Annotated in this window: 16 protein-coding genes; 9 read left to right on the top strand and 7 right to left on the bottom strand. The window is 71.2% G+C overall.

Going from position 1 to position 21,064, the window contains the following annotated elements; genetic code table 11:
- Positions 1-47 precede the first annotated feature (47 nt).
- The 3 genes from malQ to GEV28_RS05465 form a co-directional block, all read right to left on the bottom strand.
- The gene (gene malQ, locus GEV28_RS05475) at positions 48-2,057 is read right to left on the bottom strand and encodes a 4-alpha-glucanotransferase (RefSeq protein WP_291409234.1); all 2,010 of its coding nucleotides are present in this window, start codon (positions 2,055-2,057) and stop codon (positions 48-50) included.
- 11 nt (positions 2,058-2,068) lie between these two features.
- Entirely contained in the window at positions 2,069-2,437 is a 369-nt protein-coding gene (locus tag GEV28_RS05470) for a hypothetical protein (RefSeq protein WP_291409232.1), read from the bottom strand.
- 173 nt (positions 2,438-2,610) lie between these two features.
- A complete protein-coding gene (locus GEV28_RS05465; protein ID WP_291409230.1) occupies positions 2,611-3,414 on the bottom strand; it encodes an SGNH/GDSL hydrolase family protein in 804 nt (267 codons plus the stop codon).
- A gap of 210 nt (positions 3,415-3,624) precedes the next feature.
- Here GEV28_RS05465 and GEV28_RS05460 point away from each other — a divergent pair, with 210 nt between their 5' ends.
- The 4 genes from GEV28_RS05460 (at position 3,625) to GEV28_RS05445 (ending at position 7,870) form a co-directional block, all read left to right on the top strand.
- Positions 3,625-3,843, top strand: coding sequence for a hypothetical protein (locus GEV28_RS05460; RefSeq protein ID WP_291409229.1), 219 nt, complete (start codon positions 3,625-3,627; stop codon positions 3,841-3,843).
- 41 nt (positions 3,844-3,884) lie between these two features.
- Positions 3,885-4,163, top strand: coding sequence for a DUF2277 domain-containing protein (locus tag GEV28_RS05455; protein ID WP_291409227.1), 279 nt, complete (start codon positions 3,885-3,887; stop codon positions 4,161-4,163).
- Positions 4,164-4,350: 187 nt separating this feature from the next.
- Entirely contained in the window at positions 4,351-5,535 is a 1,185-nt protein-coding gene (locus tag GEV28_RS05450; RefSeq protein WP_291409226.1) for a hypothetical protein, read from the top strand.
- Between the two features lie 223 nt (positions 5,536-5,758).
- Positions 5,759-7,870 carry a tetratricopeptide repeat protein gene (locus GEV28_RS05445; RefSeq protein WP_291409224.1) on the top strand — a complete coding sequence of 704 codons (2,112 nt, stop codon included), beginning with the start codon at positions 5,759-5,761 and terminating at the stop codon, positions 7,868-7,870.
- On the opposite strand, the gene GEV28_RS05440 is transcribed toward GEV28_RS05445, so the two are convergent.
- Together GEV28_RS05440 and GEV28_RS05435 are read right to left on the bottom strand one after the other, a co-directional pair.
- On the bottom strand, positions 7,833-8,081 hold the full coding sequence (locus tag GEV28_RS05440; RefSeq protein WP_291409222.1) for a hypothetical protein: 249 nt from the start codon (positions 8,079-8,081) through the stop codon (positions 7,833-7,835). The two genes, GEV28_RS05445 and GEV28_RS05440, sit on opposite strands and share 38 nt — an antisense overlap.
- Positions 8,074-9,285, bottom strand: coding sequence for a hypothetical protein (locus tag GEV28_RS05435; RefSeq protein ID WP_291409220.1), 1,212 nt, complete (start codon positions 9,283-9,285; stop codon positions 8,074-8,076). The genes GEV28_RS05440 and GEV28_RS05435 overlap by 8 nt, the downstream gene beginning before the upstream one ends.
- A gap of 417 nt (positions 9,286-9,702) precedes the next feature.
- Here GEV28_RS05435 and GEV28_RS05430 point away from each other — a divergent pair, with 417 nt between their 5' ends.
- A complete protein-coding gene (locus GEV28_RS05430) occupies positions 9,703-12,660 on the top strand; it encodes a tetratricopeptide repeat protein (protein WP_291409218.1) in 2,958 nt (985 codons plus the stop codon).
- Between the two features lie 390 nt (positions 12,661-13,050).
- On the opposite strand, the gene GEV28_RS05425 is transcribed toward GEV28_RS05430, so the two are convergent.
- Positions 13,051-13,560: a helix-turn-helix transcriptional regulator gene (locus tag GEV28_RS05425; RefSeq protein WP_291409215.1), complete on the bottom strand. Its 510-nt coding sequence runs from the start codon at positions 13,558-13,560 to the stop codon at positions 13,051-13,053.
- 255 nt (positions 13,561-13,815) lie between these two features.
- Between GEV28_RS05425 and GEV28_RS05420 the strand changes: the two genes are divergently transcribed.
- The 4 genes from GEV28_RS05420 to GEV28_RS05405 all read left to right on the top strand — a co-directional run bounded on the left by GEV28_RS05420 (position 13,816) and on the right by GEV28_RS05405 (position 20,315).
- Positions 13,816-15,594 carry an ATP-binding protein gene (locus GEV28_RS05420; protein WP_291409213.1) on the top strand — a complete coding sequence of 593 codons (1,779 nt, stop codon included), beginning with the start codon at positions 13,816-13,818 and terminating at the stop codon, positions 15,592-15,594.
- A 173-nt stretch (positions 15,595-15,767) separates the two neighbouring features.
- Positions 15,768-16,925: an exonuclease SbcCD subunit D gene (locus GEV28_RS05415; RefSeq protein ID WP_291409211.1), complete on the top strand. Its 1,158-nt coding sequence runs from the start codon at positions 15,768-15,770 to the stop codon at positions 16,923-16,925.
- Positions 16,925-19,357, top strand: coding sequence for an SMC family ATPase (locus GEV28_RS05410; RefSeq protein ID WP_291409209.1), 2,433 nt, complete (start codon positions 16,925-16,927; stop codon positions 19,355-19,357). Before GEV28_RS05415 ends, GEV28_RS05410 begins: the two co-directional genes overlap by 1 nt.
- 10 nt (positions 19,358-19,367) lie before the next feature.
- Positions 19,368-20,315 carry a hypothetical protein gene (locus tag GEV28_RS05405; protein ID WP_291409207.1) on the top strand — a complete coding sequence of 316 codons (948 nt, stop codon included), beginning with the start codon at positions 19,368-19,370 and terminating at the stop codon, positions 20,313-20,315.
- On the opposite strand, the gene GEV28_RS05400 is transcribed toward GEV28_RS05405, so the two are convergent.
- The gene (locus GEV28_RS05400; protein WP_291409205.1) at positions 20,292-20,924 is read right to left on the bottom strand and encodes a hypothetical protein; all 633 of its coding nucleotides are present in this window, start codon (positions 20,922-20,924) and stop codon (positions 20,292-20,294) included. The genes GEV28_RS05405 and GEV28_RS05400 overlap by 24 nt on opposite strands.
- Positions 20,925-21,064 lie beyond the last annotated feature (140 nt).

Raw genomic sequence — 21,064 nt, 5'->3', positions numbered from 1 at the left:
GCGGTCGAAGCGATCGGAAACAACGTTAAATGCCAGCACCGACAGTGCTACCGCCGTTTGAGCGGCTCCACGGCAGGACCAACCGATCGGGTTTTGGGCTCGGTCCCCGACCGGGCGGCACGCAGGAAGGCGACCGCCCGAACGACTACTGGGTGTGTCAAAAGTTCGTCCACCGACACCGGAAGAGGGATCCGCCAGTTGGGGTACTCGTCGATGGTGCCGGGCAGGTTGGGCTGGTGGACCTCGCCGAGCGCGTCCTGCGGCGAGGTGAGCAACAGCCGGCTCGCGGAGGTCGCGAGCAACGCGTGCAGCGCCGCGACCAGGTCGGTCTCGCCGACGGCACCGTTCTCGCCGGCCGGCAGCAGTCCGTGCGCTGCGAGCTCGGCCAGGAGCTCGTCCCGGTCGGCCGCGGCGCGCGCCTTCTCCGCCTCCGGGTCCGCGAGCAGGCCGCGCTCGGCCCGCACCCGCACGTGCTCGCCGCGCAGGAACCCGGCCGCCGTCGGCAGGTCGTGGGTGGAGATGCTCGCCATCGCGTCGGCCGGCCAGCGGCTCGGCGCCAGCAGCGGCTCGCCGGGGGCGTCCTCGTCACGCTGGAACCACAGCACCGCGGAGCTCAGCACGCCGCGGTCCCGCAGCGCGCCGCGCACCTCGTCGGACACGGTGCCCAGGTCCTCGCCGACGACGATCGCCGACGCCCGGTGTGCCTCCAGCGCGAGCACGCCGAGCAGCGCCTTCGCGTCGTAGGTGACGTAGGTACCCCCGCTCGCGGGCCGACCCGGCGGGATCCACCACAGCCGCCACAGCCCCATGACGTGGTCGACCCGGATCCCGTCGGCATGGGCCAGCACGGCGCGGATGACGTCACGGAAAGGGGCATACCCGGCCGCGGCCAACCGGTCCGGGCGCCACGGCGGCAGGTTCCAGTCCTGGCCTTGCTGGCTGAACGCGTCCGGCGGCGCGCCGACGGTGACCTCCGAGGCCAGCACGTCCTGCAGCGCCCACGCGTCCGCGCCGGCCGGGTCGACGCCCACCGGGAGGTCGTGCACGATGCCGACGGCCATGCCTTCCGCGGCCGTCCGCACCTCGGTCAGCTGCTCCCGGCACAGCCCTTGCAGCCACGCGTGGAACGCGGTCCGCGGGTTGTCCCGGCGCGCCGCCTCGACCGCGGTGCTCCGCGGGTGGCGCAGCTCCGCCGGCCACCTCCGCCAGTCCGGCCCGTGCCGCTCGGCCAGCGCGCAGAACGTGGCGAAGTCGCACAGCGCCGGGTCGTCCGGCGGGGGCGGCAACGGCAGCGAGCGTCGCCACAGCAGCTCCAGCGCGGCGAGCTTGGCCGCCCACACCGCGTCGTAGTCGATGAGCCCGCCACCTGGTGGCGGCGCGAGCGCGACGACCTCGGCCCGAACCTCGGGCGAGGCCCGGCGGAACGGCTCGGTGTCGGTGATCCGCAGATACAGCGGGTTGGCGAAGCGGCGGCTGGACGGCGAGTACGGCGAGCGCTGGATCGGCGGGACCGGCGTGATCGCCTGCACCGGGTTGACCAGCAGCACCCCCGCGCCGAGCTTCGCCGAGCCGGTGACCAGGGTGCGCAGGTCGGTGAGGTCGCCGATGCCCCACGAGCCGGGCGAATGCAGCGCGTAGGCCTGCACCATCCAGCCCCAGGCCGGCGGCACCGGCGGCAGCTTCGGCGGCGTCACCGCCACGGTGACCTGCCGCTCGCCCACCGTCAGCGTGTGCCAGCCCAGTGGTAGGTCCGGGGGAAGCCGGTCGGGTACCGGCCGGACGGTGCCGTCCTCGAGGGTCAGCTCGCCGGGCACGCCGAGCACGGGTGCCTCGCCGGCCCGCAGCACCATCGGGTCCGGCACGGTCGTGCGGCCGTGCCGGGCGATGGCGTCGGTCAGCTCGGCGTGGACGGTCGCTGGGGTGGTCGCGTCGACGCCGAGCTGGGCGAGTACCGCGACCACGGTGTCGTCGGCGACCTCGATCCGGCGGCGTTCGGTGTCCTCGTACCAGGTGGCGACACCGTGCGCGCCGGCGAGCGCGCGGAGCTCGGCGTCCATTCGCGGCCGGGTCAGCGCGCGTCGCGCCGGCTCGGCTGGTTGAGGCCGTCCCGCGCGCTGACCAACGCGGTGCGGGCCCCGTCCGGATCGTCCGCGTCGAGCCGGACACGCGCGGTGCGCACCGCGTGCACGGCGGACTCGATGCGGCAGGTGTCCCCGGTGGCCGCCGCCCAGGCCAGGCCGCCGACCAGCAGGTCGTCGAGCTTGTGCAGCGTCGGATGGTCGGGGGTGGCGGTCGCGGCCAGCTCCGCGAGCGCCGCGTCCACCGCCCTTCGCAGGCGATCGCCGGGCCGGGGTGCCTGGCGATGCCGGAGAATCGGCGCCGGGATGCCGGATCTCAGCTCTTCGTGGACGTCGACGGACAGATTTTGCTTGGCCACCGTGGCCCTCCGCTTGAATGATTCGCAGGGCCGGCCGGACCCGCGGCCGGCGCGTACCCCGATCCTTGCACGCCGAAACGCGATAGCCCAGTCCGGACAGGTCATCTCACCTCCCTCGGCAACTGTCGACGACATGGAGTGCGATCGGGTGAGGTGACCACGTTCCGAACGGGTCAGGCCGCCACCGCCGCGGCGGTCAGCTTTCCCTGTACCAACGGGGTGTAGCCGGCGGACTGGCCGGTGGCGTTCGGGTGGTAGGACTCGAGGATCGGGTCGGACAGGCCGTTGAGCCACTCGACGTCGTCGCAGACCGCGTGGCCGGTGAAGGCCGAGCGGACGTCCACGAAGCCGAAGCCGTGCGCGGCCGCCCGGCCGGCGATCGTCGTGGCCAGCAGATCGGCGGTCCTGTTCAGCTCGGCCTGCTCACCCGAGCTGATCCGGGCGCCGAAGTTGCACTCCTCCCCGTTGAACAGGCGCGGGTAGCCGACGACCGCGACCTGTGCGCCGGGTGCCCGGCTCCGGATCTGGTTGTAGAGGTTGTCGAGGGACCCGGGCAGCGTGTTGCGGATGTAGTTGTTCGCCGCGTCGATGTCGCCCCAGCACGTCCACGGCCACGGGTAGGCGCACTTGGTGATGACGTCGGCGAACCCGGCGTCGTTGCCGCCGACCGAGACGGTGACGAACGCCGTGGCGGAGCTGAGGCCGCCGAGCTGGTTCAGCACGTCCGGCACTCGCGCCCCGGAACAGGCGGCGAACGTCAGCGGCGCGCCGATGCGCTGGGCGACCAGCACCGGGTAGGCCTTGGGCGAGCGGTAGCAGGAGCCGCTGTCGGCGTAGTAGGTGCGGCTGCCGACGCCGGAGGAGTAGGAGTCGCCGAGCGCGACGTAGGGCCCGGCGGCGGCCTGCGCGGGTTGCAGGCCGACGAGGGTGAGGGCGACGGTGAGCACGGCGAGCAACGCTGGTCGGATGATGCGCATGGGCTGCCTCCACACGGTGCGTTGGGTGGACGCCCGGCACCGGCGGGTCTCAGCAGGGGGTGGGGCCGGGCTGCTATCAGCGTGCGGTTCCGCCGGGGTGACGATCAATCGCCCATCGAGGTGGAAGTTTTCTGGTTCCTCTGAGGACTTCGCGACTTTCTGTCAGCGCTGGCCGGCGCGGCGCGAGTGCGGCGTCGTAGGCTGCGATGCGTGGACGAGGTGTCAGCGACCGTTCGGACCGTGTGCCACGGCTGCCGTCAGGTCACCCAGTACCGGAGCGACGAGGGCGCCATCCGGCCCATGATCCTGCCCGGCGACGGGACGGTCCTGGTGGACAAGATGTCCGGCGGGATGGTCGAGGAGCAGTGCCCGGTGTGCGGTGAGTCAGAGGACCCGGGCTGGGTGCCGAGCTTTCTTCCGCCGGTGTGAGCCGGCCCGGACTGTCGGTGGCGGGACGTAGGCTCGGGCGCATGTGCCGAAACATCACCCCGCTGCGCGGCCTGGAGCCCGCCGCCACGTCCGACGAGATCGAGGCGGCCGCCCGCCAGTTCGTCCGGAAGGTGAGTGGCGTCCAGTCTCTGTCGGACAGCACCCGAGCCCCGTTCGAGGCCGCGGTGGCCGAGATCGCCGCCATCACCACGCGCCTGCTCACCGAGCTCCCACCCCGCAAGCAGCCCCCGTCGACGCTGCCACCGCTGCGCCGCCCGGAGGTCCAGGCCCGGCTCGCGGCCAAGAGTCGGGCCGGCTGACCTCGCCACCTGGCGATTGCGGTCACCCGCGGCTGTCGTGACCATGTGATGATCCTGCTCGCAACGGACCAGTCTCGCGTGGCCCGAGCGCAGGCGTGACATCCGCGTGGTTGGTTGGTGACGTTCTGCACTGATGGTCGGGTCCGACCGTCACGCACCATTGAGCTCGTCCACAGTGGCCGGGCGAATGGAGCTGACGCGAATGGACCAGGACTACCAACCGTTCTGCATGGCCGATCCGTCGTTCTACGACGCGATGCACTCCGAGGAGACCGCGGGCGCCTCGTTCGCCACCGCGGCCCGGCCGTTGCCGCCCGGATGGGCGCTGCACGAGCAGGACGACTGGTTCGTCGTCGACCCCGCGGTCCGCCAGGTCGTCCCGCCGCAGGGCTGGAAGATCCACGCATCGGCCACTGTGGACAACGCCGACCGCGTGCTCGACGCGGTCTGGGACTACTGCGTCCCGCGCGGCATCTCGTTCAAGTTCCTCCGCTCGAGCCAGGCGCTCACCGCGCGCATCTCCAAGTACGCCCCGCGCGGCTACGCGGGCAAGCTCGTCACGATCTACCCGCGGGACGACGCCGCCTGCGAGCAGATCCTCACCGAGCTGGGTGACCTGCTCGACGGCGAGGCCGGCCCCTACATCCTCAGCGACCTCCGCTGGAACAAGGGCCCCCTCCACGTCCGCTACGGTGCGTTCGCCAACCGCTACACCGTCGACGACACCGGCGAGGTCGTCGAGGCCATCGCCGACGAGACCGGCACCCTTGTGCCCGACCGCCGCGACCCCGTCTTCCGCGTCCCACCGTGGGTCACGCTGCCCGGCTTCCTCCAACCGCACCTCGACGCCCGCAACGCGGTCACGACCACCGACCTGCCCTACGTCATCGAGCGCGTCCTGCACTTCTCCAACGGCGGCGGCATCTACGTCGGCCGGGACACGCGCACCGGCCGGCAGGTCGTACTCAAGGAAGGCCGCCCGCACGCAGGCCTCGACGCCTGGGGCCACGACGCCGTCCGCAGGCTCGGGCGCGAGCACGAGACGCTGACCAGGCTCGAGGGCATCCCGGGCATCCCCGAGGTGTACGACCTGTTCTGGCTCGGCGAGCACCGGTTCCTCGTGATGGAGTACGTCGAGGGCGACGTGCTCGGCAAGGCCATCACGCTGCGCTACCCGCTGATCGACCCCTCGGCCGGCCCCGAGCGCTACGCCGAGTTCACCGACTGGGCCGTCAGCGTCCACCGCCAGGTGGCCAACACGATCGCCGCCATCCACGAGCGCGACGGGGACGACCTCGTGACCGCACTTCACGTCGGCGATCACCTCCATGTCCTCCTCGTCGGAGAGCAGGCTGACGAGCGCCGTGCGTAACAGGTCCATGTCCTCGGCCAGCAGCACCCGGATCGTCCTGGTGACCGTTCGTTCAATGGTTTCTCCGATTGCGACCTCGATCGTGATTCCGGCGGGCGTTGCCCGAGTGCCACAAGCGCACGCCTTCCGGTGACGACGGGACTCTCCGTCGCGAACTGTTACGTGGATGTCACGATCGGCGACTATAACTGGTGGGAGTGCGTGGACGACGGGGCGAGGTCGCGTGGGAAGCCGGGATGCCGAGAGTGGCGAGACGGCTCGCAACGAGGTCGCGGGCGCGGTGTCCGGACAGGTCGTGCAGGCGGGCTCGGTCGGCTCGGTTCACTTCCACGGCTCGCGGGCCGAGCGCGGGATGCCGGCCCAGCTGCCGCTGGCGCCACGGTCGTTCGCCGGCCGGGAGGCCGAGCTCACCCGGCTGCGCCGGTTGCGCGAGGCACTGCCGGAGGGGTCGCTGCTCGTCGTGCTGACAGGGCCGGCCGGGGTCGGCAAGACGTCGCTGGCGCTGCGCTGGCTCCACGAGCTCCGCGCGGAGTTCCCGGATGGGCAGCTGTTCGCCGACCTCGGCGCCGCGCAGCCGGTCCCGGTCGCGCCCACCGAGGTCCTCGACTGGTTCCTCGTGTCCGCCGGCGTCGCGGCCGAGCGGGTTCCGGTCGGCCAACCGCGGCGCGAGGCGATGTACCGCTCGGTCACCTCGACCCGGCGGCTCGTCGTGTTGCTGGACAACGTCGTGTCCGCCGCGCAGGTCCGGGCGCTCGTGCCCGCCGGGGTGCCCAGCGTGGTCGTGGCGACCAGCCGGTATCGGCTGTCCGGGCTTGCGCTCGACGGCGCGCGGTGGGTCGACGTCGCACCGCTGGACGAGGCCGGGTCGCTCTCGGTACTCCACGAGATGCTGGGCGCCGGACGGGTGACAGCCGAGGCCGAGGCCGCCCGGACGATCGCGGAGCTGTGCGGGGGCATGCCGCTGGCGCTGTCCGTGGTGGGCGCGCGGCTCGCGGCCCGGCCGCGCCGTTCGCTGGACCGCGAGCTCGCCGACCTGCGAGTCGACCAGCGCAGGCTGCCAGCGTTGACGCTCACCGGCGACGTGTCGGTCGGCGCGGTGCTGGACGCCGCCTGCGACGGGCTGGCCGGCGACGCCGCGCACCTCTACCGGCTGTGCGCGTTCCATCTCGGACGGGAGTTCGGGACCGAGGTCGCCGCCGCCGCCGCGGGCTGGCCGGCCGACCGTACAGAGTCCACATTGGACGAACTGGTGGAGGCCAACCTCGTGGCCGAGGTCGGGGACGGTCGGTTCGCCTACCACGACCTGCTGCGGCTGCACGCGCGCAGGCGGGCCGAGCTGGACGATCCCGAGCAACACGCGGTGGTGGTGCACCGCATGACCGAGTGGTACCTGGGGCGCGCGGTGTGCGCCGACGTGGTGGTGCACCCCGCGCGACCCCGACTCGGCCCGCGGTACCGAGACGCCCGGCCCGAGTTCGCCGACGCACGGGCCGCGTTGTCATGGTTGGAGACCGAACGCGTGAACCTCCGCGTCGTCGTCGACACCGCGGCGGGGTACGGCTGGCCGGAGCTGGCCTGGCAGATGTGCGAGGCATTGTGGGGCTTCTTCCTGAACACCAGGCACTACGGCGACTGGATCAAGATGCACCGGACCGGCATCGCCGCCGCGCGCCAGTGCGGCGACGCACGGGCCGAGGCGAGGATGCGCTCGCAGCTGGGCTTCGCCTACGCGAAGCTGCGTCGCTTCGACGACGCGGTCGCCGAGAACACCGCGGCGTTGCGGCTGGCCGAGGAGGCCGGGGATGACCAGGCGTGCGCGATCGCGCAGTCTCAGCTCGGCCGGGCGGCGCGGGGTCTCGGCGACCTGCCGGCGGCGCTCGCGTACTTCGAGGCGGCCCGGGACGCCCAGGTCCTGCTCGGGGAGTGGCGGGGCGTGGCGCTGTGCCGCAGACGGATCGGCGACCTCCGGAGCCGGCTCGGTGACCACGACGGAGCCGTGGGCGAGCTGATGGCGGCGGCGGCCGAGATGGCGCGACTCGGCGACCGCACCCAGCACGCGCGCACGCTGATGTTCCTGGGCGCCGCGCGGCTGCGCGCAGACCGTGCCGACCTCGCCGACGCGCCATTGCTCGAGGCGCTCGGGCTGATGCAGGCGCTCGGCTCGCCCTACTACCAGGCCGAGATCCTGGCCCAGCTCGGCGAGGTGGCCGAGCGACGCGCGGACCGGGACGTCGCGGCGGGCCGGTACCGCGAGGCCGCCGAGCTGTATGCGGCCGTCGAGGACCCGCGCGCCGATGTCATGCGGTCCCGTCTGTCCGCGCTGGAGTCCGGCTGACCCGTGCGTGGTAGGCCAGCGCGGCCGACCGGACGAGCCGGGTCGGGTCCGCGGTGGGCGGCGACGTGACGACCACGTCGGCGAGCGCGAGCCAGCGCGCGTCCGCGTGCGTGCGGTCGACAAGCACACCGTCGGTCGGCGGGTCGCCGCTGACATCGACCAGGTACACGCCGGGCGCGTGCAGGTGGACCACGGGGCGGTCATCACACATGACGGTCTCCCGGGCAGGTGGCGGGACGGGGCAGCGGGAGCACGGCGTTCGGCGCCGGCCAGGACGGCTCGTCGAGATCCAGCAGGCGGTACATGGTTCTCCGCAGGATGGCGGCCGCGGAACCCGGCCGGCTGGTGATCATGCCGGCCAGCGACGGGACCGGCTTCGCGTCGGCGAGTTGGGGGAGCACCGGTCGGTCGTGGTCGAGCCGGGGCGCGGTGCGCGCGAGGGTCGCCGCGATACTGGTTGGCCGCACTGTGCGCGCGGGGAACGCGGCGAGGTGCACCGGCCGACCGATGGCGGCGGCGTAGCTCGTGGTGGAGCCGTGGTCGCCGAGGACCCGATCGCTCGCGATCATCACGGCACGCCAGCCCTCGTCCGGCGGGACCACGATCAGGCCGCGGTCGCGGGCAGCGGCCAGCCACGTGTGCACCTGCCGCGACCCGTGCGCCGCATGGACCATCGGGTGCAGCACGGCGGCCACCCTGGTGCGGTCGTCTGCTTCGGTCAGGATCTGTTGGTACAGCTCGGGGTGCCGCCCGAAGGTCGACTCGGTACCCCAGGTCGAGCTGATGGTGACCAGCTCCTGGCCGTCGGCGATGCCGAGGGCCGAGCGGTAGTGGTCGCGGAAACCGATGCTCGCCGACATTCGGTCCAGGCAGGGGTCGCCGGTGACCACCGCGACCGGTTCGGCCTCCGGGCACGTGCGGCGCAGCACCGCCAGCTCGAGCTCGTGGCTCAGCGCCAGCGCGGCCGGCACGAGACGCCCGCGGAACGTCAGCAGGTCCCGGTCGAGCCCCGTGGTGTCCCGGGTCGCGCCGCTCGCCTTTCGGCTGCGCCGCAACGATCCTACCGACCCGGCGCCGTGCGGCAGGACGAGGACCGGCCCGTGCACCTGCTCGATGTGCCGGTGGCTCGCGGTGAGCACGAGATCCCAGCGGTGCCGCATCGCCTGCGCCCAAGGCACCACGATCCCGCCGGTGCGTCGGGTGAACTCCTCGACGCCGTGCCATGTCTCGCCGGTGTTCGGCACCGTGAAGACCGCCTGCACGCGGTGGTCGACCTCGACGAGCGGCAGCAGGTCGAGCAGCCGCGTGCCCGCGGTGACCGACGGCACCATCACCAGCACGGTCCGGAACCCGGCGCGGGTGATCCGTGCGCCGGCGTCGAGCCCGACCGGTCCGCGTACCCATGAGCCATGCATCTCGCCTCCCCGGCCGCGGGCATCGCGTCGTCGTGCGTGGAGTTGGTCTCCGGTCCCGATCGGCCACGACCAGCGTCGGTGACGGTCCTTGTCGCCGCCCTTACCCGGATTTACACATGGGAATTTCCTGGCCGCCCGGGAAAGCGCGGTTTCCGCATTCCACTTAGCCGTCGGCAGGCCTGTGGGCGAATCTACTGTCAGGAACCTTTCATGGAACTGGACATCGTGCTGTCCCGGGCAACAATTCAGCTACGACCTGCTTACTGATCTCCATCGTTCAGTAGTATCCACCGATTGGCGCCGCTCCGCGGACCCCACCGGAAACTGGTGGTCGGGACCAGCTTCATGGGGTGAAAGCTGGTGGACACGACATCGTTCGGGATCCTGGGAACAACCGCCCTCCGTATAGACGGCGGTATGGACGAGTCCTGGGGACGGCTGCGCGAACGCGGGTTTCTCGCGACTCTGCTGGCGCATCCGGGCCGCCCGGTTCCGGTCGACACCCTCCTGGAGTGGGTGTGGCCGCGGGACGCGCCGCTGCCGCAGTATCCGGCGCAGACCTTCTACACGTATGCCACGAGAATCAGGAAGTCGTTACAGCGCTTGGACTCGCCGCCGAAACTACGCGCCGCCAACGGTGGGTACGTGCTCGAGGTGGACAAGTCCGAGATCGACTATCAGCGTTTCCGCGAACTGTCCGCGGCGGCCAGAGCCGAGGCCCGCCAGCGTGATCCACATCGGACGGTCGAGCTGGTCGAACAGGCGCTGCCACTGTGGCGGGGTCGCCCCTTGGCCGACCTGGCAAGCGCCCGTGCGGATGCATGGCGCGACCAGTTCGTGCACAACATATGGCTGCCGGCCAATGTCGCCCTGCTGGACGCGCTTGTCGCGACGGACCGACTCGACGACGCCCTCGAACGGCTCGACGAACTCCAGAGCGAGCACCCGCACGACTTGCGGCTCGCCATGCTGCGCTTATCCGTACTGCACGGGGTCACCCGTGCGGACGATGCGGCGGCCTACCACCTCGGCATGCGCCGTCACTTCCGCGCCGAGGCGAACGAGTCCGCGGCCGAACACCTTCTGGCGCACTACAACAGCCTTGTGATGCAGAACCGGGACACCGTGTACTCGGCCGTGCCGGTGGTCGCACCCCGGCAGTTGCCGCACGACCTGGCGGACTTCGCCGGTCGCGAGGACCTCCTGGCCGCGCTCGACGCGGCGACGACCACTGCTGGCGGCAAGGCGACGAGCGGAGTCGTGATCCTCGATGGGATAGCCGGCGTGGGCAAGACCGCACTGGCCGTCCGGTGGGGATACAGAGCTCGTCAGCGTTTCCCGGACGGAGAGCTGTTCGTCAACCTCAAGGGGTTCGCGGACGCTGCTCGGATCGAGCAGTCCACAGTCGTGGACGACTTCCTCATCGCACTCGGCCAAGAGCCGGACGCGACGACCGTTCGCCGTTCCAAGGAACTGCTCCTCAGCCGAGTTCTCGCCTCACGGCGCATGTTGGTGATCCTGGACAACGCCGGCGAGCATGCCCAGGTGGATGGCCTCGTTCGATTGTTGTCGAGCTGCTTGGTCCTCATCACGAGCAGGCGCCGCCTGGGCACGTTGGCCGCCGCGACCGGCGCCCGTCGGGTTCGGGTCGAGCCGATGACCCACGAGGAGGGAGACGACCTACTGGCGATGAGACTCGGCGGCCGGACGCAGATGGACCCGGAACGCCGTGTTCGGCTCGTGGAGCTGTGTGGGGGGTTGCCGTTGGCGATCACGCTGCTGGCGGACCACCTGACCCGCGCCCCGGCCGCGGAGCTGTCGGGCTACGTTGACCAGCTTGACCGGCGGCAGCTGCTCACGGATGTCGGCGAGCACGGTGACGGTGCGGCGACCGTACGCGCGTTCTTCTCCCATTCCTACCTGGCCTTGGCACCCGCAGAGCGTCGCCTCTTCCGGCTGCTCGGTCTCCACCCCGGACCGGACATCAGCATTGACGCGGCGTGCGCATGTGACGGCCGCACTCGCGCAAAGACCAACGAAAGTCTCAACGCCTTACTCAGCATGCATTTGCTGGAACAACCTCGCGCACTCGATCGGTTCGACTTTCATGACCTCATCGGCGAATTCGCCGATGAATGCGCGGCGCTCGACGAGCTCCCGGAGACAAGGAATGTCACCCGAGAGCGAATCGTCGCCTTCTATTTGGCCAGCGCCCGGAACGCCGCGGCGACGCTGTACCCGGGCCAGCCCATGGCACCGGCGCTGGCGTCCGCGCCGGACATTCCCTCCATGAGCTTCGCCGACGGGCCGGCGGCTCGCTCGTGGTTCGACCGGGAACGCACCAACCTCATCGCTGCTGTCAACCTCGCTGCCGACCATGGCATGGACGAATACACCTGGCGGCTCACGGATCCGGTTGCGACCTACTTCGACCGCAGGGGCTATCTGGACGACAGCAAGGCGATTCGACGGCTCGCCGTGGCGGCCGCTCGAGCTGCGAGCCACCGGACCGGCGAAGCTTCCTCGTTGGTGGGTCTGGGCATGGTCGAGGTCTCCCTCGGCGAGCACACGGAAGCTCGTCGTTGCCTCGATGCCGCCCTCCGTCTGGTCGAGGACGAGGGGGACGAACGAGGCGTTGCCTCGACACTGCACCAGCTCGGTCGGCTCGAACTGGTTCGGGGAGACGCTCCGGCGGCTCTCGAGCTGTATCTGCGTTCATTGGACGTCGCGACCGGGATCGACGATCACGAGGCGCTGTGCTGGATCCACCGGAGCCTGGGAGAGGCCTACCGGCACGTCGAGCAGTACGACACGGCGCTCGTCCACCTCCGCGAGGCGGGTCATCTGGCGCAACGCATCGGCGAGCAGTCCGCGTACGGGGGAAGCCTCGTGGACATCGGGATCATCTACCGCGACCTCGGGAACGTGAACGACGCGGTGGCGCATTGCGAGCGGGCGTTGTCCGTCGTCGAGGACATCGACCTGGAGATGACGGCGCGGGCGTGCATCGCGCTGGCGGAGATCAACGGCGACCGGGGCGTCCCGGCGGCGGCGGTCGAGCACGCGCGACGTGCCATCGAGCTCTGCCGCGAGACGCGCAGCGTGACCGACGAGGCGCGCGCCAGGGAGGTGCTCGGCGACGCGTACCACGCCGACGCGAACCTGCCCGAAGCCGTGGTCGCGTGGCAGCTCGCGGCGGACCTGAACGTCCGCATCGGCAACGGGAGCCGCGCCGCCATCGTTCAGGCGAAGATCGACAACGTCCCGGTCCGCGAGCCCCGGCTACCGGAGGCTCGCCCAGGTCAGAGGTCGGTTGAGGGTCCGCTCGCCGACCGAGCCGTCTCGCCACACATCAAGGACCACCCGATCGTGTGATGCGTTGTCCCATTGGGTGAAGTAAGAGCCTGTCTGGGTATGGCATGAGTGAGTAAGGCCTGGTTACCGTCGTGGCTTCGACGTGGTATCCCTCTGTATACAGATGTGACACTGAGTGTCACACGTCCCGTAGGCGTTGACTTCGGACCTGGACGGGTGTGAGATCGCCGCACCGCGAGCGAGTTGCTGGGACGGCATCACCATTGTCGGCTACCGAACGTACCTATTGGACCCTGAAAGAGGTCTTGTGGACACGACCAGCATGTTTACGAACCAGGTTGCGGTGGTCGCAACCCTTCGGGCGGGTGCTGTCGACGGCGCGACTCGACGGACCAAGGGCGGTGGTCGGTGATGACGATGTTCTGGTGGTGCTGGTTTCCGTTCCGCTGATCAGCGGAGATCTGCGTCTCGACGCGCCGAGCGCGGAGGGAAGGTGGCCAGGTAGTCGACAAGCGCCGGCCGAGGAATGCCGAATATGTGGGCCATCTCGTCCACTGCCGCCGGCTCGAGAAACGCGACTTCCGACTCCTCCGACTGCGTGAGACGGTTGCTCGCCCACCGGCGCACCTGGGCGAACTCGGCGGTGTCGTCGCGTAGTACCGCTGGCAGGTCGACCTGCAGGGTCAGCGTCTGCAGTTCCACCTTGGCTCGTTGCAAGGCCAGGCCGAGCACGCTCGGCGCGGCCACGCCCAAGGCCCGACATATCTCGACGAATCGGACTACGGTGCACTGCCGAATGCCGCTCTCGTAACTCGCGAGCGTATGTGTATGAATGTCGGCCGGCATCCTGGCTATCAGCTGTGCTCTGGTCAGCCCGATTCTGTCTCTCGCCCGGCGAAGTTCCTCGCCGAGGAGACGGCTGACTGCCTCGTCGGTCACGCCGGTCAACGCGGTGTCCATCGAGGGCCCCTCCCTCTCGAGTGACCAGCCGCTGGCCGGTCGCGTAAACCCGCAAGGGGACCTGGCCAAGGTGCCCTGCTTACGCGGGACACGGCAATTCCCCGGCCCGTCGCCGCTATTTGTTGTTACTCGCGGTAGCCGGCGATATCAAGGTGCATTCGGGGTAAGCGACGTGCCGGTGGCGGGGTTCCCGGGTCTGGTCGGAGGCCGGACATAGACTGCGGGCTCAGCTGACGAGCGAGCCGAGGAGCGTCTGTGGCCGAGCCGAGTCCGGCGACCAACGGGGAGGTTGCCCCGGGTGGGCAGGTGCCGGTCGGGCTGGTGGTCGGAACCGTCGCGGCCTCGCCGCTCGAGTTCTCGGTCGGGGTGGCTCCCGACCAGTTCCTGCAGCTCGACGACGTCGTGGTCACCCGGCGCAAGCTGCCGGACGGGACCGAGGTCCAGATCGCCGGTGTCGTCACCAACGTCGAGGCCGGGCACGAGGGCGCCCGGTTCGCCTCGGACGTCTTCCTCATCAAGGAAGGGGCGCTGCCGGCCGAGGTGTCCGAGGTCGCCGAGGTCACCGTCACCCGGGTCGAGCCCGAGGTCTACGTGCCGCCGCGGCCGGGCGAGGCCGTCAGCCGGGCCGTGGGCGAGGAGCGCGACTCGGCCCTGTACTTCGACAAGATGGCCGACGCCAAGGTGCCGGTGGGCCTCGGGCGCGACGGGCAGCCCGTCTACCTCAACTTCGAGTTCGTCGACGGCACGCGCGGCGGGCACGTGTCGATCTCCGGTGTGTCCGGCATCGCGACCAAGACCAGCTTCGCCACGTTCCTGCTGCACTCGATCTTCAACTCGGGCGTCCTGGCCGGCGAGGCGCACAACACGAAAGCCCTGATCTTCAGCGTCAAGGGCGAGGACCTGCTCTTCCTCGACTACACCAACTCCCGGCTCACCGACGAGGCGCGGGCGAAGTACGGCCTGCTCGGTCTGCCGGCGACCTCGTTCCGCAACGTCCAGGTCTTCGCGCCCCCGAGGCCCGGCGACTCGAGCGGCACGCCGGACGTCCGCGCCCGCGACAAGGCCGTCAGCCCCTTCTACTGGACCCTCGCCGAGTTCTGCGAGCAGGAGCTCATGCCGTTCGTCTTCGCCGACGGGGAGGACGAGCGCAGCCAGTACACGATGCTCATCGGCCAGGTCGCCGCCCGGCTCAAGCGCGACCACTCGAAGGTCGGCGCGGACGGCGCGGTCCAGATCGCCAACGTCGACCCCGGCCGGGGCGGGCAGCTGCGCAGCTTCGAGCAGCTCGTCGGCCTCATCGAGGACGAGCTGCTCGACGAGGACACCCGCCGCGACTGGGTGGCCGGCAGCACCTCCACCGGCAGCGTCAACGCCTTCCTGCGCCGGCTGCGCTCGGCGGTGCGCCCGCTGTCGGCGATCATCCGGGCCGACCTCAAGGACCGCGGCAACCGCGCGCTCACCACGTCCGAGGCCCAGGTCACGGTCATCGACCTGCACAACTTGCCCGACCGCGCCCAGCGGTTCGTGGTCGGCGTGTCGCTGCGCCAGGAGTTCCGGCGCAAGGAGGAGATGGGCACCGCGCGCCCGCTGATGTTCATCGTCCTCGACGAGCTCAACAAGTACGCCCCGCGCGACGGCGACAGCCCCATCAAGCAGATCCTCCTCGACGTCGCCGAGCGCGGCCGCTCGCTCGGCGTCATCCTCATCGGCGCGCAGCAGACCGCGAGCGAGGTCGAGCGCCGCATCGTCGCCAACTGCTCGATCCGCGTCGCCGGCCGGCTCGACCCGGCCGAGGCCGCCCGGCCCGAGTACGGCTACCTGCCACCCGCGCAGCGGCAGCGTGCAACGATCGCCAAGCCCGGCACGATGTTCGTGTCGCAGCCGGACATCCCGGTGCCGCTCGCCATCGAGTTCCCGTTCCCCGCGTGGGCCACCCGCCCCGCGGAGAAGGGCCACTGGACCGGCGTCGACACGGGCCCGGCCGCGCCGGCGGACCCGTTCGCCGGCCTGGACGACGACCCGCCACCGTTCTAGTGTCGTGTGATCCTGTTCCTTTGCGTCCGCTGTGGATCCACGTGGTTCCTGGCAAGGCGGAGGAAAGTCGCTCGTACTGGCTGTACTTCGGCTTTTCTCCAACGCAGCCAGGGGCCGCGTGGGCCGCAGCGGCGTAAAGGTTTCAGGGTCACGCGACACTAGAGAAGGGCCGCATGAAGATCCTGCACACGGCTGACTGGCACGTCGGCAAGGTGCTCAAGAACCAGCCACGTATCGACGAGCAGAAGGCGGTGCTCCGCGACCTCGTGCGGGTGGCCGACCAGGAGGACGTCGACGTCGTCATCGTGGCGGGCGACCTGTTCGAGACCGCGGCCCCGAACCCCCAGGCGCAGGGGCTCGTGCTGCGAACCCTGATGGACCTGCGAGGCGGGGGCCGCCAGGTGGTCGTGCTCGCGGGCAACCACGACAACCCACGGCTGGTGCAGGACGTCTACCGGCCGGTGCTCGGCGAGCTGGGGCTGCACGTGGTCGGCACGCCGCAGCGCCCGGACACCGGCGGCACGGTCACCCTCGAGACCCGGTCCGGTGAGCGTGCGGTGGTCGCCGCGCTGCCGTTCCTGTCCCACCGGATCGCCGTGCGCGCGGCCGAGGTGCTGCTGCACGACCCGTCCCAGCACAACCAGGACTACGCCAACCGCGTCAAGGCGATCATCTCGATGCTGTGCGCCGGCTTCACCGCCGACACCGTCAACCTGGTCACCACCCACGCGACACTGCTCGGCGGCCGCTGGGGCGGCGGCGAGCGAGCCGTGCAGCTGCTGGGTTACGAGGTACCGCCCGACGCGTTCCCGACCAACACCCACTACGCCGCGCTGGGGCACCTGCACCGCTACCAGCAGATCGGCGGTCCCTGCCCCATCGCGTACTCGGGCTCGCCGCTGGCCCTGGACTTCGGCGAGGAGGAGAACCAGTCGGTCGCGGTGATCGTGCACGCGACGCCGGACAGTCGGGCGTCGATCCGGCCGGTGCCGCTCAAGGGCGGCCGGACCCTGGCCACGCTGCGCGGCACGCTCGACGAGGTCGTCGCCGCCGGTGCGGAGGCCGGGGACGCCTTCCTGCGGGTGATCCTTACGCAGAAGGCCAGCGCGGGTCTCGCGGACGTGGTGCGCGAGAAGCTGCCGAACACACTCGAGGTGCAGATCGACGAGAAGTTCCGCGCTCGCGCCGAGTCCGGCGGCGTGACGCGGTCCCGGACCGGCCGGTCGCCGAACGACCTGTTCGCGGACTTCCTCGCGGAGAAGGAGATCGATGATCCGCGGCTCGGCGCGATGTTCACCGAGTTGCTCGAAGACGCGACCGGAGGTCACTGATGCGCCCAGTGCGGCTGGTGTTCGAAGGGTTCGGCAGCTACCGGGACAACACCGACGTCCAGTTGTCCGATGTAGACTTCTTCGTCCTCACCGGGCCCACCGGCTCGGGCAAGAGCACCGTGATCGACGCGCTGTGCTTCGCGTTGTACGGCACCGTTCCCCGCTGGGGCAAGAAGGACGCCATCCGAGACGCGCTGGCGCCATCGGTCAACGAGTGCACCGTCTGTCTGGTCTTCGAGGCCGCGGGTGGCCGGTACGTCGCGGTCCGGCAGTTGCGCAGGGACGCGCGCGGCAAGGTCCACACCAAGGAGGCTCGGCTCGACCGGGTGGACGCCGGTGTTCCGGCCGACGCGGACATGGCCAAGATCCTCGAAGTGGCGCAGCCGATGGCCGAGGGCGACAAGGTCACCGGGGCGGTCAGCGAGCTGCTCGGCATCGGCTACGAGCAGTTCACCCAGTGCGTCGTGCTGCCGCAGGGGCGGTTCGCGGAGTTCCTGCAGGCCAAGCCCGGTGACCGGCAGGACCTGCTGATCCAGCTGCTCGCCTACGCGGTCTACGAGGACGTCGGCCAGCGGGCCCGCGAACGCGCCAAGCTCGCCGCCGGCAAGCTCGAGACGGCCCAGAAGCGGCTGGGTGAGCTGGGCATGATCACCGACGAGGTAGTCGCCGCGGCGGAGCGACGCGTCACCGATCTCGTTGCCGTGGAACCCACGGTGGACGCGGCGGTGGAGCGGATGGCCGCGCTGCGGGTCGAGTGGACCGAGGCGAACGCCGCGACGAAGGTGGCGGAGGAGCAGCACCACGAGCTGGGTGCGCTGCGGCAGCCGGGCGACGTCACCGACCTGTCCGACCGGCTCGCGCTCGCTGACGAGCGGATCGCGAGCCGGGTCGTGGAGCGGCAGGCGACGGAGGAGGCGGAGGCCCAAGCCGAGCGGGGGCTCGCGGACCTGCCCGAGCTCGCCGTGCTGCAGCGCTGGCGCGACGCGCACGCCCGGTCGGCGGCACTCACCGGACGGCTCGACGGTCTGCGCGGAGGCGCCGAACGGGCCGAGGCGGCGGAACAGGCCGCCGCGGTCGAGCTGGAGACGGTGGAGCAGGCGGCCACCGCGGCCGAGACCGCGCAGGTCACCGCGGACCGGGCGCACCGCGCGGTCGCGCTCGCGTCGACCCTCGCCGAGGGCGAGCCGTGCCCCGTGTGCCGCCAGCAGGTCCACGACCTGCCGCACCACCAGGTGCCGGCCGACCTCGACGCCGCGCGGGCGGCGGCGCGGACCGCCAAGGCCAAGGTCGCCGCCGCGAGCCGGGCGCACGCCGAGGCGAGCAAGGTGGCCGCCGCCGCCCGCGCCGAGGTCGGCTCCGCGCAGCGGCAGGCCGCGGAGCTGGAGACGGAGCTGCGGGACGCGCCGCCGGCCGCCGAGGTCGACACGGCGCTCGCGAGCCGCGAGGCCGCCGACGCCGCGCGACGCCGCGCGGTCACGGCCGCTCGCGCCGCCCGCAAGGCCGTGGACGGCGCGCAGCGGGAGCGCACGGCGCTCGGCGACGAGGAGAAGCAGGCCTGGTCGGCCTTGCGGCACAGCCGCGACAGGTTCGTCTCGCTCGGGGTGCCCCAGGTCGAGAGCATCGACCTCGCCGCGGCTTGGAAGGCGCTGCTCGCCTGGGCGGGCACCCACAAGACGGAGCTGGCCGGCCGGGTCACCGGTCTCGAGCAGCGCGAGCGGGACCTGAAGGACCAGGGCACCGCGGCCGCCGCCGAGGTGGCGGGTCTGCTCGCCGAGCACGACGTGCCGCTGCCGGCCAAGGCCAAGGCCGATGTGGTGCTGGCCGGGCACATCGAGCGGGCCAAGGCCGAGCTGGCCGATCGCGTCGATAGGCGAACCAGGTCCGCGGCACTCGCGGAGGAGGTCGAGCGGTGCCGGGAGGACGAGCAGGTCGCGCGGATGCTCGGCAACCTGTTGAAGTCCAACGGGTTCGAGGCGTGGCTGTGCGCGGAGGCGCTGGACTCGCTGGTCACCGAGGCGTCGGAGATCCTCATGCAGCTCTCCGGCGGGCAGTACGAGCTGGTCCGGGCCGAGCGCAACGAGCTGGTCGTGCTCGACCACAACGACGCGGGCACCCAGCGGCCGGTCAACACGCTGTCGGGCGGGGAGACGTTCCAGGCCTCGCTCGCCCTCGCGCTCGCGCTCTCGCACCAGGTCGCCGGGCTGTCCGGTGGGAAGCGCGACCTCAACTCGATGTTCCTCGACGAGGGCTTCGGCACCCTGGACGAGTCCACACTGGACACCGTGGCCGCCACACTGGAGCGGCTGGCGCAGGAGACCGACCGGATGGTGGGCATCGTCACGCACGTGCCGGCGCTGGCCGAGCGGGTGCCGGTGCAGTTCGCGGTGAGCCGGGACGGCGCGTCGTCGCGGCTGCGGCGGGTCGAGGTGTGATGGTGGCGCCATGACCACCGTGCTCTCGCCGACCTCGTACACGGTCGACCCGTGGGACCCCGGCTACGGGGTCGCCCGCGGGGACGAGCTGGACGGCCGCGAGTCGACCGCCCGGCTCGAGCTGGACATCGAGCTGAAGGCCGCGGACTGGCGGCCGGTCGCGCCGCGGGGCGGTGCGCTGCCCGGCTCGGTGCTGTTCCTCGACGGCGTGCGCCGGATCGACGCGCGGATCTGGGTGCACGACAAGGAACCGGAGCCGCTGCCCGGGGTGGTCGCGTCGCTCGCCGCGGGCCTGGTGTGCTGCGACGGCACCGCGCGGATCATCGACGTCGCCGTGGACCGCGGCCTCTACGCGGAGGTCGGCGGCGACATCGAGACCCGGCACGCGCGTTACAGGTTCCACCGCACCACCGGCGGGCTCGACAAGCTGACGCTCGGCGTGCAGGGCCGGCTCGCCGCGCTCGAGGTCGAGCTGGCGAACTCGTGGCGCCAGCACAGCAACGTGGAGGACGACCTGCTCGTGGTGGACGGTCCGCTGCGCGGGCGCACCCACCTGGCGCGGACCGTCGGGTACGTGAAGACGCACCAGAAGTCCTACCTGCAGCCGGAACAGGCGGCGGTGATCGCGGATCTGGCGCCGGGGCAACGGAGTCCGGTGTTCACGATGGGCACGTCGTGGGAGCGCAAGTCGTGGTACCTGCGTCTGCCCGGCGCGTCCCGGGCGCCGTGGTCGGCGGTGGTGCGCCTCGAGTGCTCGGCCGACCTGCCGGACGACGACGCGATCGCGCTGGCCGATGTCACCGCGCGGGTGCTGCCGGTGCTCGCCAGCTCGCCGCACAAGGACCCGCGGGCGCCGCAGAACCTGGTGCCGATCGGTGGCCTGGAACGGCAGCTGCGGCACCGCCTCGGCGATGCCGCACTGCTGTACCGCTCGCTACGCGGCGCTCTGGCCGCTTAGGACGTTCCCGCCCGCCGGGGCCGCCGGGGTGCGCCGCCACATCGCGACCGCCAGCCAGACGAGGCCCACCAGCATCAGCACGCCGTGCGCGATGCGGACCGGTGCGGGGGTGAAGAACTGCGGCAGGAACAGCACGAACCCGGCGGCGAACGCGATGGCGCTGTAGCGGGGCAGCACCTGCGACCGCCGGACCGCGACGGCGACGAGGACCGCGCCGACGGCCAGCGTCAGCAGGCCGACGCCGAACATCGTGATGGCCAGTGGGTTGTTGCGGGTGGCGTCGGCGACCGCGAGCAGGTCGGTGCCCTTGGTGGTGGCAGCGGCGTGCAGGCCGAAGTCCTCCGCGCCGTAGTAGGGGAGGGTGAGCCCGGCGCCGACCGACATGGTGACCGCCGGGACTAGGCCGATCGCGTCGCGCAGACCGAGCAGCGCCGGCGGCACGAGGATGAAGCCGACCATGGCGAAGAAGTGCGCGGCGACCCACGCGCCGGAGGCCATCGCCTCGTGCGCACCGTCCACAGTGGTCTCATCGGTCCACGGCCGGAGGACCGGGTACAGGAGGAACAGCACACCGGCGGCGGCGAGTGAGCTGGCGCTGAGCTTGGACACTAGTGCAACCGCTCTAAAATCCTTGAGGGGTTTGGTGGTTACTAACCGTGATTGTCGGTGTTGCTGAGGTAGAGGGTCGCTGCGGTGTCGAGGGCCTGGTTGGGATGACCGGTGGACCTGCCATCGAGTAGGGCTGTGGT

Origin of the sequence: Actinophytocola sp. (genome assembly GCF_009379765.1) — a bacterium.
Lineage (GTDB): Bacteria > Actinomycetota > Actinomycetes > Mycobacteriales > Pseudonocardiaceae > Actinophytocola.
The sequence above is the reverse complement of the archived record's forward strand: the minus strand, read 5'-3'. Positions and strand labels throughout refer to the sequence as shown.